This is a genomic window from Motilimonas thetidivivens (genome assembly GCF_046452435.1).
GTDB lineage: Bacteria > Pseudomonadota > Gammaproteobacteria > Enterobacterales > CBDFNC01 > Motilimonas.
On the sequence record NZ_JBKFDK010000009.1, the window covers coordinates 1 to 11367 of the forward strand.

Genomic DNA, 11367 nt, shown 5'->3' on the forward strand with positions numbered 1-11367 from the left:
GGCACCTTCGTATCCGATGGTAAGCATCTATTGTCCAAAATATTAGCCACTTTTTCGCGATATCAATATCGTTCATGCCCCAAACGGAACAATTAGGAGCGGTGTTTAAACCGCGATAAATGGCGCCTTCTTATCAGATGGTAAACAGCTCATGTATTAAGCCACAAGCAAAGAAATCGCGATGGCTGACATCATCACGCCAACCAAAAAATCAAGGACTTTCCAAGCCTTGGGACGACTAAACCAAGGCGCTAAAAATCGAGCGCCGTAACCCAAAGTGAAGAAAAATATAAATGATGCACACATAGCGCCTAGCGCAAACTGTAGCTGTTCGCCCTGATATTGAGTTGAAATCGAGCCAAGCAGTACCACGGTATCTAAATAGACATGGGGATTAAGCCAAGTAAACGCCAAGCACATCAACACCGCTTTCCAAACCGACCCTTTTGCTTCTATATTACTGCCTAAAGCATGGTTATTGGTCAGCGCTGATTTAAAACTGAGCAAGGCATAGGTAGCCAAAAATAGCGCACCGCCATAACGAGCTACCTGCTCAATCTCAGGAAATCGCTGCACAATCGCGCCAAAACCCGCCACACCAAAACCAATTAAGATGGCGTCGGACAAGGCACAAACCAAACAAATCACCAACACATATTGGTTTTTTAAGCCTTGTTTTAACACAAACGCATTTTGTGAGCCGATGGCAAGGATCAAAGATAGGCCTAAGGTAAAGCCGGCAAAATAGGTTGACATATTTTCTCTTTTTCAAAACAGCTAAAAGGCTAGCCCAATATTAATTAAAATCATTTAAATCAATGCCATACTTACTGATAACTTCTTGCATCTGTAGCTTTTTCTGGCCCGCAGCAACTGCCATGACCTTGGCTGTTACGTCCGAGATTTCCCCTTTGGTAATACCCGCTTGCTTGGCTTGCAGCAAATAATATCGAGTACAAGGTGAACAATTCATCGCCATCGCAGCCGCTAGGCCTACCAGCAATTCAGTCTTGCTATCTAAATGCTCATTCTCATGGGTCGAATGATAAAAATCCTCATACGGCTGTTGATGCTTTCCTAGCATAGGTTGCTCCATTTTTGATTTAGGTGATTTTTAATCCCATCGAAACAAGACACTATCTTCTATTGAAAAGTTCTAATCGTTATTCTGATAAGCACTTAAACTGCGAAAATGTCGATACCCGCCATGGCTAGAATAAGAATCCCGCTGCATCAAGGGTTTCAAATTTAATGCTTCTTCAAAGTCGTAAACAATGTCTTTATTCCCATGGACTTCCATCGCGCTAACCGACTCAATCATAAATCTGTTTTATAACGTTCTTTTACACCGGCATCGGCTTGCTCAACAAAACCTGCATCTTTACCTGTGTTCTCGGCTATCTCAGTGCCAAAGGATATTTTCATTGGCGGTAAATGGGTCTGCGAGTCCCATACCTTGCTGCGTAAAAAGGCTTTGCCGCAATGGAAATAGGCGCTATCTACCTTAATTTCTAGCACCATTAAGGCCCGATGGGTCACCCCTTTAACTGCCTCACATATGTCGCCGGTAACCAGTTTACAGCGGCCATGCACCCTCAGGGTTTCAACCGTGCCTGGCCTTAAAAATATCAGCCCGACCTTGTTGTTCGTGCTAACAATGTTTTGCAGTGAAAAAGCCAGTTTATTGCCACGTAACTCTGGAATTAACAAGGTTTGGTCGTCACGAACTTTGACAAAACCGGCTTCATCCCCTTTGGGGGAAATGGTCGGAAAACCCATGTCATCAACAGTTGACAACATAACCAGAGGTGAAGTGCTGATAAAGGCTTGCATGCGTGGATTTAATTTATCATAAATCTACTTACTGGCCAGTGGGTTTGGCTCTCCCAGCACCTCTCTTACTTGCTCAAATGAATCTAACTGCACCCGAGTTCTCCATGACGATTAAATTGATTGAATTGAAAATCGATTATTTCAATATAGTGAGTGTAATAATTTCATAGATAGCCCAATGAATCAAATTAAAAACAATGCGTTACAAAAAAGCGGACAACATTTAACCGCGCAAGCCTTGGCTAATAACCGCCCTGTTGTCACGCAAATAATCCATGTCGGCAAGGTAGGCTAAATGGTGGCCGTCATTGATATTAGCAATAAATGCCTGATTACCCGTTTGCGCTTCATGGTGCATAAAATCAACCAGTGCTTGGATCCTCGCTAGCATGACATCGACTAAGCCTTCACGCTGTGCATCCCCTAGCCCATAGGCATCGCAAAATTGCTTAGCTCGCTCAATTTGGCTGGCCAAATTACCCATGGCATCAACTTCATCGGTTTTAAAGGGGGTCCAGCAATAAAGCGCATAAGCTATGTCCCAGCTACGAGGAGCCGGATGGGCGGTATCAAAATCAATTACACCACTGACCTGCTCGCCCTCTAACACCACATTGTAAGGGGCAAAATCACCATGGCAGATCACTTCCATCGGCTCACGACTAGGCAACATCCATTCCAACGCGTCTAAGTCATGCTGGACGATAAAGTCACTGGTCGCATCGTGATATTCACGTAGCAATTTAGCCGCAGAAATCAGCGCTTGGCTTGAAGCTATGTTGCCCACTAACGGGTAGTTACATACCTCGCCTTCAAGGTAAGACAAGATTTCATCACCTTGCTCATTGATGCCATAAACCTTAGGTGCTTTGCTAAAACCAACCGCATCCAAATGTTGCAATAGTTTATGAACCGCTGGCGTCCATCGGCCAGCAGGTCGATATAGCTTATCTTTATCGCGAAAAATACCTGCTTCGCGACCGCCACTTAATACTTCCATTATGTGTCCTTCAAATATTAGTTAGCCGGATTGGCCTTGTGATACGCCAGCACGCAAGCGCGGCAAACACAGGCTTGGCGCCGCTTGTCGGCGGGGATTTGCGCAAGCAATTCTTGCGGAAAACGGATAGTGGGATCATTACACCAACACGATTTGGCCACGTCTATTTCGGCTAAATTGACGCAACGATTGGTCTGCCCACAAAGTGGGCAAAGCAAGGGATCGGGTTTATCTGTCGACTCGTTTCTATCTATAACGGGGGGGTTACCCAAAATACTGACCTTTAATACTGCTTAAATTGGCTTACACGTAACTCGAAAATCCACATGATAATGTTCATCATGGCGAACCCAAGAACGCTTTTTTGAAAATTGTATGTTGGCTTTTAAATACGCCCCATAAGATGTCTTAAACAAAGGAGGCTGCAACGTTGGATCAAAGATAACCCGCCACAAATCATGGCCTGACCGCTTTGCTTCTTTATGCAAGGCGACAATGTGAGCCGCAAGGGCATCATAGTCTATTGCAAGGCCGTCGTATCTGCCCTGCTTATCAAACTCGATATTGTAACCCAATTTATTTAATGGATTGGTGGGTAAATGCACCGACTCACCAACTTGATTTTTCATCGGCGTCATAAAATCAACCGATAAGCCATTTTGGTGGGTTTTATGTGGTCTAAACCGCCCACCTTGCTCAAACCCCGTTTCAGCATATTTATACACCTTTTCAGGTGCCAGGGTTTCAAGACGCCCATAGCTGTTCACCACTATGTCATATACCGCTGAATGCACATAAGTACGCCCCGCCAAACGGGCAAGGGTGCTATAACCTTCATAATTATTACCTGAGCTTGGTAACTGCACGCCTTGATCTAACCGTCCGTTCGCCGTGGTGCCATAGCACTGACTTTGCTGGGCAAAACCCAAAGGCGCCACCAATAGCAATAATAAACAAGCATATTTCATGATTATTGCGGGCTTAGATTTACAAACTATATTGCCAAATACTGCCTAGTTATCACAATATTCATTAAACGCTTCTGGCGTATTTTCAAAACCCGTTTTCTCAGCTAACTCCCACGAGCGCTCACATGACGCTGTTTTAGCACACCATTGATAACCTGCTGAGCCAATACAGCCATGTTCATCTTTGTCACCACCCACCTTACTTTGCTCTGAAGAATTACAGCCAACCAAAGCTGCAGAAACAAACAGTAACGCCATCATTCTTTTTATCATTGCGATCCTCTCATAATTAAATTAACTCACGCACATTAGGAAATTTTTCAGTTAATTATTTGGTTTGCTTAGACAATTACAATATGAACAAAACATCACAAAATCAATACAAGAATGCATGAAACTAATCCATTGACCGACGGTCGCCGCGATATGTGTCTATCTTCAACAAACAATTCACTTACAGCACTAAGGGTTATCGCCTATATACCTACCCTGATAATAGCGATACTTTAATGATACCTAGAGACTTAACAAAGGATGGAAAATGGAATCTATTATCACTCTTGGTGAGTTAGAATCTTTTCTTATCGCTATTTTGGTGCTTTTTATCGGCCACACCATCAATCGAAAAGTTCGTGTTCTAAAGAAATACAATATTCCTGAGCCGATAGTTGGCGGCCTAGTGGTTGCCAGCATTATCACCTTGCTGCATTTCAATGGTATCAACCTTGAATTCTCCTTATCCATGCAAAATACCTTAATGCTAATGTTTTTTAGTTCGGTTGGTTTGGCGGCGAACTATAAGTTGCTACTGCAAGGTGGCAGTAAGGTGATTTTGTTCCTTGGTGTGGCAGCGTGGTACATCATCATTCAAAACGGTGTAGGTGTTAGTTTAGCTTCCATGTTAGGCCTTGAACCGATAATGGGACTAGTAGCTGGCTCGATTACCTTATCCGGAGGCCATGGTACAGGGGTTGCGTGGGCACAAACCTTCTCGCAAGATTATGGTATTGATACCTTAGAATTTGCGATGGCGGCCGCAACCTTTGGTTTAGTTATTGGCGGCATCATAGGTGGTCCCGTCGCACAGCGACTCATTAACAAGAATAATTTAGTTTCTTCCTACGGCATCGGTGGTAAACATCATAAAGACCATCCTGAGCTTGTTACTTATGACCAGCTAGAAGAAGAACGAATCACCCCCAAAAGTGTCTTAGAAGTGACGTTTATCATGTTACTTTGTGTCGCTGGTGCAAAATGGGCTTCGCTACTGATTGAAACCTATCAATTGAGCTGGCTTAAGATGCCGGATTTTGTCTATGCTCTGTTTATTGGCGTGGTGATCACTAATATTACTGAAGTCTCTCGAGGCTTTAAGATCAACAAGCAAAGTGTGGATTTACTCGGTACTGTGGCCCTTGCCTTATTCCTTTCGATGGCCTTGATGAATCTAAAACTATGGGAAATCTTCGATTTAGCCCTACCGCTTCTTGTCATCTTGGTTATTCAGGCCTTGGTGCTCGCCGTATTTGCTTTTTATGTCACCTTTAGGCTGATGGGTAAAAACTATGATGCGGCAGTGATGTCGGGTGGTCATTGCGGCTTTGGTATGGGTGCAACCCCGACAGCCGTGATGAACATGGGGGCGTTGGTTTCGCGCACGGGTCCCTCACCCCAAGCCTTTATGGTGGTGCCGATTGTCGGTGCGTTTTTTATCGATATCGTGAATGCCATCATTTTACAAGGCTACCTTAGCATACTGGGTTAGGCGTTCGCCGAGCGCGTGTTACCGATACGCGCGCTTGTTTACCTAACAGACCTTTATTGCTCGATAGGCATTAACCGCAACGCATTTTCAGCACTCTTCCTGTTTAGCCCCATTAATAACCCATCTGCATTTATGCTGCTTGAGCATTATTTCAGCGCGATAAAGCCATTTGTTGCGCAAATGTTGCTCACCATACCCTTTAGTTCACATTTCCAATGCTTTTAACTGACTTAATACACAATTTACTTCTTCAAACAGATTCAATCAATTCGCTATTTTATACAGTTAAATTTCTAGTCCATTCACACCTAATCACCTGATTTTATTATCGATTTTTTTCGACTCTAGGATAGAGCGTTATTTTGGTTTTTTTCACTAAAAGAGGAGCCAATAACACTGACCAACAATCACTAAATCATAAATACCGACATAAAAACATGTACCAAAATAATATCTTTTCTATCAATAAGAATGAGAGAGGCTCCCCTTTTTATGTCGAAAAAATAGTTTAAATAATTGTTTTAAAAGGACTTTATTTACTGTTATGTTTTTTATTGCAGATTAATTAAACAACAGGAGACGTTATGATCTTGCAAACGATAACAACCTTATTAGAAGAAGTATTAGGCATAGAGCAAAGTGAAATCACACCACAGGCTAATCTAGTGGATGACTTGGCCGCCGAGTCTATCGATTTTGTCGATATTGTTTATGCCCTTGAGCAAACCTATCAATTAACCATTGCCCCCGGTGACATCTTCCCCGCGTTTTTACAGCAAGGCAGTTTTGTCGATGCCAATGGTGAAATCAGCGATGAAACAAAAATGCGTTTTAGCGAATACCCTCACCTTAATGCGGCATTACTGGATGAGTTTTATCGCGACAAGGACCCAAGTATTTTCTTTCGTGTCAGTGTGTTAGTCGACTTTGTCGCCACTAAAACAAATTCGAAAACTAACGTTGAAACCAGCACATCAAGCGAAGCGCAGCCAGCGTAAGGAGGCGATGATGAGTCTAACCGATGCCGTCGTCACAGGGCTTGGCTGTGCTACTAGTTTAGGAAACCAAGTGAATACCCTTTGGCAAAACCTGCTAGTGGGTAAACTGGGCTATCAAGCCATGCCTACCGCACTGGCCAAGCATTGCCCTGAAGTGCATTTGTTAGCTCAAGTAGATCATAGGGGGTTATTGCCCGCTAATTCGAATTGGCCAATACCAGCTAAGCAATTACGCCAGATGTCGTGGGTCACCAAAATGCTTTGCCACAGCGCACTAGCGGCGCTGGCGCAATCGCAGCTGTTACCTGAGCAGCTCGCTGATAACCCTAAGGTGGGGTTGATCATCGGCTGCGGCGTTGATTTATGTGAGCGCCATACAAGGCTTGAGATCCATGAACGTAACCCCAATTGGCTATTGGAGTCTTATCCCAATATGCATCTGGCTCATTTGGCTAAGCTGCTTAATTGCAATGGCTTTAATAGCACCATAGTTAATGCCTGTACCAGTGCCAGCCAAGCCATTGGCCAAGCCATGCACATGATCCAATCTGGTTTACTGGATGTGGCCATTGTTGGCGGTTGTGATAGCCGCATTGCCCCCGCCTTTGTTTCGGGCTTTAACCGATTAAATATGCTTAGCAAACACGCAGAGGCCGACGCTGCCATGAGGCCATTTGATCACGCTCGCAGTGGCTTTGTATTAGCCGAAGGGGCTGGCGTTTTGGTATTAGAAAGTCGAGCTCACGCGGCTAAACGAAGCGCCAAAAGCTTGGGCCGGGTGAGCGGTTTCGGTTGTAGTCAAGATGCCTATCGACTCACCGAGCCCTGTCCTAATGGCAAAGCAAAGGCCATGGTGCAAGCCATCAACAGCGCCAATATCACAGCGAAACAAATTGGCTATATCAATAGTCATGGCACATCAACGCAGCAAAACGATGCCAGTGAAGCGCTCGCTATTGAGCAAATCTTTCATCAGTCATCAAGGCCATGGCCTTGGGTTAATTCAAGTAAAGGCTGGCTAGGCCATAGCTTGGCGGCTAGCGGCGCGATTGAAGCCATTATCTGCCTGCAAACCTTGCGCCGCCAAGTGATCCACCCTAACCGCCCCCTAGTCCAAGGCGCTACAGAGGCCAAGCTTCGCTTGGTCGCTAGCGCGCCGCAGCCAGCCCAGCTTGATTATTGTATGTCCAACTCAAGCGCCCTAGGGGGCACTAATACCAGTTTAATTTTTCAGCGAGAGCCAATATGACAACAAACGCCGTTTATATATCCGGGTTTGGTGCGTTAACCGCATTAGGCTCGCAGTTAACGCAGCATACCCAGCTTCATCAACAAGGGATATCAGGCCTAACGCCTCATCCCGAACTACCTTGGCTACAAGGTGTGGTCAATGAACCCAATCTAAAACAATGGATCCCCGATAAAAAGGCGTGTCGCATGCTCACACGCCAAGGTTTATTAGGGATTGCCAGCGCTACTTTAGCCATTGAACATGCTGGATTAACCGAGGCCGATTTTAGCCAAGCTGATCATATGACAGGGGTGATTTACGGCGCCTTTTTTAGTCAGGGCGTGGCCAATGCGGCGCAGCCCTACTTAAATGCGTATCAAGATGACGCGCTGGATCATCAAGCCTTTGGCGAGCGGCATTATCGCGACTTTCCACCCCTGTGGATCTTACCGCGCTTACCTAATACCACCGGCGGTCAAATCTCAATTCAGTATGGTCTGCGCGGCTTGAGTTATAGTGTGGTCAATGGCTTTAGTGGCGGCATGATTGCCGTGGGTGAAGCCTTTAACGCCATCAAGCAGCAGCGCGGCTATCGTTACGTGACGGGCGCGAGTGAAATGGATCCGACCCTAGAGCAGTTATTTGCCCTTGATTGCAACGGCTTATTAGCACGAAATCAACCCCATCAAGCTGGCCTAGTGATTGGCGAAGCTGGGGTGAGCTTTATCGTTGAGGCAAGTTTGCAAGCCCAGCAACGATGCCCGACTCGCACGGAGCCACAAATCGAAATTTTGGCGTACCACAATAGTTATATTCCCGATGTTTTAACGCTTTCGCCCTCCATACGCCAGCACAAGATAGAGCAGCATATTCAGGCATGTTTAGATAAAGCCGGTGTCTGCGCACGGGATTTAAGCGCCGCTCAGCTAAGCCTCGCGGGCATAGACTCATTAGATCATAGTGAGGTAAATGCGGTCACAACCCTACTTGGCAACCAAGCCTTATTGCTATCGGCGACGGATTATTGCGGCTTTACTTTAGGCGCCAGCGCAGCCACCCAGTTATTTTATGGGTGTTTGCAACTAAGCCAAGGTTATTGGGCACCGGTTTTAAATCTGGAGCACAAGCCACACACGCAAAATCCCAATTACAACCACCAAAAACGAACCCATCAAGGCGAACAAATTCTGCTTTGTCACCACCTAGATCACCAAGGCAATGAAGTATCGCTGCTACTAAAAAGTGTGGCCGCTACCTGCCAGCTTTCTCAAGGAGTCAAGCCATGAAATCAATGAATCAATCGCCTAAAGAGCGGGTGGTGATCACAGGCCTTGGCGCAGTGAGCCCTTTTGGCGCAGGCGCAGAGTATCTTTGGCAAAACTTATTACAAGGTAACAATGGCTTATCGACTATTAGGCATTTACCCATCGCGGGTGACATAGTAGCCATTGCCGGTTCAATACCGGATGTAAGCAGCGCCATCGATGCGGATAGCAAATTAAAGGCGATGGCGAGCTTAGACACGTCCATCCCGAAATTTTTTCTTGCAGCCAAAGAAGCCATCTGCCAATCAGGGTTAGATGTCGCCAGCATCACAGCGCAAAGATTGGCTTGTATGGTCGCTGATCGTCCCTTTTCTCCCACCAGCATTATGGCGCTATATTTAGCCAGCTTAACTAAGGCGGCGCCCAGTAAACAATTAGCAGATTTAGATGCCTCGAGCTATTGGCAAGCACTGCAAGCAAATGCAGCACTGCGCCAATATTATCAAGCGCCTGAACAAGATAGCCTAAATCATTTTATTGCCCGTTATTATCAGCTCAGTGGCCCATTGCTTAGCATAGGCACGGCCTGTGCATCGGGTAATAATGCCATCGGCGAAGCTTTTTTAAAGATCCAACACGGCGAGCTAGATTGCGCCATCGCCGGCGGTGCCTACGACTTTGATATGAATTCCATGGTCGGGTTTACCCGCATTGGTGCCCTCACCCCGCACCGCGATCCCGACACGGCTTGTCGGCCGTTTGATTTAAACCGCAGTGGTTTTGTGATGGGTAGTGGTTGTGGCATTTTGGTGCTGGAATCCTTATCCCATGCCACAGCGCGCAGGGCGACTATTTTAGCTGAGGTCAGCGGTTATGCCTCCTATTCCGACGGCTATCGCGCCACCGACCCCGATCCATCCGGCCTAGGTGCAAGGCGCACCCTAAAAGGGGCACTCGATTGCGCTGGGCTAAAGCCAGAGCAAATTGGTTATATTAATGCCCATGGCACCTCCACCAAGATGAACGATCGCACCGAAACCAATGCCATCAAGGCGGTATTGGGTGAGCATGCCTATCAAGTGCCCATTTCATCGACCAAGTCTATGATAGGTCATGGCATTATGGCGGCGGGCGCCCTTGAAGCCATCGCTTGTGTCAATGCTCTGCGCGACAACATGATCCACGGAACGCGCAATTACCAAACCCCCGATCCCGAGCTCGATCTTGATTACGTAGCAGAAACGCATCGCGCGTTACGCTTTGATCATGCCTTGTCCAATAACTTTGGTTTCGGTGGTCAAAATGCCACGGTGATTTTTTCTCGCTTTATGGCTAAGGAGTAACATGACCTTTGCACAATTTAACACTCAAGATGAGCTAAACCCGCCCAGCACCTTAGCTTCATTTGGCCAACTTGAATACACAGTTAATGGCGATGCGTTATCGATAAAGTGGCAGTTCAGCATCAAGGAGCACAGATATTTATTGTCCCATTTGATTAACGCTAAGATAGCCATTCCTTCGGTATTTATGCTCGAGCTGGCGCTGGGTACGCTAGCCAAAACCAGCGGCCACCAAGCCAAGACATTACTGGCGCAATCAATCCAATGGCACCGGATAACCGCGCCTCGGTTGGCCTATTTAACGGGCGGCGATCTGCAAACGTTATATTTTGATTGGCAGCCCAGCGCTAAGGATGAACACCAGCCCAGTTACTGTTTAACGGTGAAATATGACAAGTTAAACCAACTCGGCCAATGCGTTCGCCCTAAACTGACGGTTTTAACGGCGGTTTTAGCCACAGTGAGCCAGCCCCGCCCGGATATAAGACCTCACCTTGCAGAGCCAAGCGGTGAGCTACTTGAGCGCCAGCTAATCGATAATTTTAAGGCGCAATCGCCGGCCACCTTGGGCATTTTATTCAACAATCTCACCTACAAATACTTGTATAACCCTAAAAGCAAGGCGTTATGGTGTTATTCCGATTTACATAACAGTCACCAGTATTGTTTGCAGCATGAAACGCAGCCGGATTTTTGCTCGCCAGTATTGGCCGCCATGTCGGCGGTGCAGCATCTGCCGTTTTACGCCTACTTACATCAAGGTATCGCACTGCCCAGCGATATTGGCACCCTGACTTATCTGGCTGATAGATACAATCCGCTGAACAATCAAGGCAAGCTTGTTTGCCTAATTACACCCACAGCAGTAGAGCACCGTGTTGATGTCTGGGTGTTTCACGAAGCGGATTTAAGCCCCATTTTGCATTTTGCTCACTACCACTTGCAGCCCCAACTTAACTGAGGT

The 11367-nt window shown here is 46.3% G+C and carries 14 protein-coding genes; 6 read left to right on the plus strand and 8 right to left on the minus strand.

Translation table 11 applies throughout. The features are described 5' to 3' along the window. Window positions 1–156: 156 nt before the first annotated feature. The 8 genes from ACK8OT_RS08550 to ACK8OT_RS08585 form a co-directional block, all read right to left on the minus strand. Window positions 157–756: a LysE/ArgO family amino acid transporter gene (locus tag ACK8OT_RS08550; RefSeq protein WP_410196086.1), complete on the minus strand. Its 600-nt coding sequence runs from the start codon at window positions 754–756 to the stop codon at window positions 157–159. 40 nt (window positions 757–796) lie between these two features. After that, entirely contained in the window at window positions 797–1084 is a 288-nt protein-coding gene (locus ACK8OT_RS08555) for a carboxymuconolactone decarboxylase family protein (RefSeq protein WP_410196087.1), read from the minus strand. A 72-nt stretch (window positions 1085–1156) separates the two neighbouring features. Then, complete coding sequence (locus ACK8OT_RS08560) at window positions 1157–1321, minus strand: hypothetical protein (protein ID WP_410196088.1); 165 nt, start codon at window positions 1319–1321, stop codon at window positions 1157–1159. Next, complete coding sequence (locus tag ACK8OT_RS08565) at window positions 1318–1833, minus strand: pyridoxamine 5'-phosphate oxidase family protein (RefSeq protein ID WP_410196089.1); 516 nt, start codon at window positions 1831–1833, stop codon at window positions 1318–1320. Before ACK8OT_RS08565 ends, ACK8OT_RS08560 begins: the two co-directional genes overlap by 4 nt. 223 nt (window positions 1834–2056) lie before the next feature. Then, window positions 2057–2833 (minus strand): phosphotransferase enzyme family protein, encoded by a 777-nt coding sequence (locus ACK8OT_RS08570; protein WP_410196090.1) that lies wholly within the window; start codon window positions 2831–2833, stop codon window positions 2057–2059. A 17-nt stretch (window positions 2834–2850) separates the two neighbouring features. After that, a complete protein-coding gene (locus ACK8OT_RS08575) occupies window positions 2851–3105 on the minus strand; it encodes a cysteine-rich CWC family protein (protein WP_410196091.1) in 255 nt (84 codons plus the stop codon). Window positions 3106–3126: 21 nt separating this feature from the next. Next, window positions 3127–3801: a penicillin-insensitive murein endopeptidase gene (locus tag ACK8OT_RS08580; RefSeq protein ID WP_410196092.1), complete on the minus strand. Its 675-nt coding sequence runs from the start codon at window positions 3799–3801 to the stop codon at window positions 3127–3129. Between the two features lie 45 nt (window positions 3802–3846). Continuing rightward, window positions 3847–4074: a hypothetical protein gene (locus ACK8OT_RS08585; protein ID WP_410196093.1), complete on the minus strand. Its 228-nt coding sequence runs from the start codon at window positions 4072–4074 to the stop codon at window positions 3847–3849. Between the two features lie 268 nt (window positions 4075–4342). Here ACK8OT_RS08585 and gltS point away from each other — a divergent pair, with 268 nt between their 5' ends. The 6 genes from gltS (at window position 4343) to ACK8OT_RS08615 (ending at window position 11364) form a co-directional block, all read left to right on the plus strand. Then, on the plus strand, window positions 4343–5566 hold the full coding sequence (gene gltS / locus ACK8OT_RS08590) for a sodium/glutamate symporter (RefSeq protein WP_410196094.1): 1224 nt from the start codon (window positions 4343–4345) through the stop codon (window positions 5564–5566). Window positions 5567–6150: 584 nt separating this feature from the next. Further along, window positions 6151–6564 (plus strand): acyl carrier protein, encoded by a 414-nt coding sequence (locus ACK8OT_RS08595; RefSeq protein ID WP_410196095.1) that lies wholly within the window; start codon window positions 6151–6153, stop codon window positions 6562–6564. 10 nt (window positions 6565–6574) lie between these two features. Beyond that, the gene (locus tag ACK8OT_RS08600; protein WP_410196096.1) at window positions 6575–7813 is read left to right on the plus strand and encodes a beta-ketoacyl-[acyl-carrier-protein] synthase family protein; all 1239 of its coding nucleotides are present in this window, start codon (window positions 6575–6577) and stop codon (window positions 7811–7813) included. Further along, window positions 7810–9081: a beta-ketoacyl synthase N-terminal-like domain-containing protein gene (locus ACK8OT_RS08605; RefSeq protein ID WP_410196097.1), complete on the plus strand. Its 1272-nt coding sequence runs from the start codon at window positions 7810–7812 to the stop codon at window positions 9079–9081. The genes ACK8OT_RS08600 and ACK8OT_RS08605 overlap by 4 nt, the downstream gene beginning before the upstream one ends. After that, window positions 9078–10403, plus strand: a complete 1326-nt coding sequence (locus ACK8OT_RS08610) for a beta-ketoacyl-[acyl-carrier-protein] synthase family protein (protein WP_410196098.1) — start codon at window positions 9078–9080, stop codon at window positions 10401–10403. The genes ACK8OT_RS08605 and ACK8OT_RS08610 overlap by 4 nt, the downstream gene beginning before the upstream one ends. Window position 10404: 1 nt before the next feature. Beyond that, window positions 10405–11364: a hypothetical protein gene (locus ACK8OT_RS08615; protein ID WP_410196099.1), complete on the plus strand. Its 960-nt coding sequence runs from the start codon at window positions 10405–10407 to the stop codon at window positions 11362–11364. The last annotated feature ends 3 nt before the right edge of the window (window positions 11365–11367 follow it).

Bases quoted from the DNA above. Each gene is read 5' to 3' on its own strand.
- ACK8OT_RS08550 (WP_410196086.1), bottom strand. From the start codon at position 756: ATGTCAACCTATTTTGCCGGCTTTACCTTAGGCCTATCTTTGATCCTT.
- ACK8OT_RS08555 (WP_410196087.1), bottom strand. From the start codon at position 1,084: ATGCTAGGAAAGCATCAACAGCCGTATGAGGATTTTTATCATTCGACC.
- ACK8OT_RS08560 (WP_410196088.1), bottom strand. From the start codon at position 1,321: ATGATTGAGTCGGTTAGCGCGATGGAAGTCCATGGGAATAAAGACATT.
- ACK8OT_RS08565 (WP_410196089.1), bottom strand. From the start codon at position 1,833: ATGCAAGCCTTTATCAGCACTTCACCTCTGGTTATGTTGTCAACTGTT.
- ACK8OT_RS08570 (WP_410196090.1), bottom strand. From the start codon at position 2,833: ATGGAAGTATTAAGTGGCGGTCGCGAAGCAGGTATTTTTCGCGATAAA.
- ACK8OT_RS08580 (WP_410196092.1), bottom strand. From the start codon at position 3,801: ATGAAATATGCTTGTTTATTATTGCTATTGGTGGCGCCTTTGGGTTTT.
- ACK8OT_RS08585 (WP_410196093.1), bottom strand. From the start codon at position 4,074: ATGATAAAAAGAATGATGGCGTTACTGTTTGTTTCTGCAGCTTTGGTT.
- gltS (WP_410196094.1), top strand. From the start codon at position 4,343: ATGGAATCTATTATCACTCTTGGTGAGTTAGAATCTTTTCTTATCGCT.
- ACK8OT_RS08595 (WP_410196095.1), top strand. From the start codon at position 6,151: ATGATCTTGCAAACGATAACAACCTTATTAGAAGAAGTATTAGGCATA.
- ACK8OT_RS08600 (WP_410196096.1), top strand. From the start codon at position 6,575: ATGAGTCTAACCGATGCCGTCGTCACAGGGCTTGGCTGTGCTACTAGT.
- ACK8OT_RS08605 (WP_410196097.1), top strand. From the start codon at position 7,810: ATGACAACAAACGCCGTTTATATATCCGGGTTTGGTGCGTTAACCGCA.
- ACK8OT_RS08610 (WP_410196098.1), top strand. From the start codon at position 9,078: ATGAAATCAATGAATCAATCGCCTAAAGAGCGGGTGGTGATCACAGGC.
- ACK8OT_RS08615 (WP_410196099.1), top strand. From the start codon at position 10,405: ATGACCTTTGCACAATTTAACACTCAAGATGAGCTAAACCCGCCCAGC.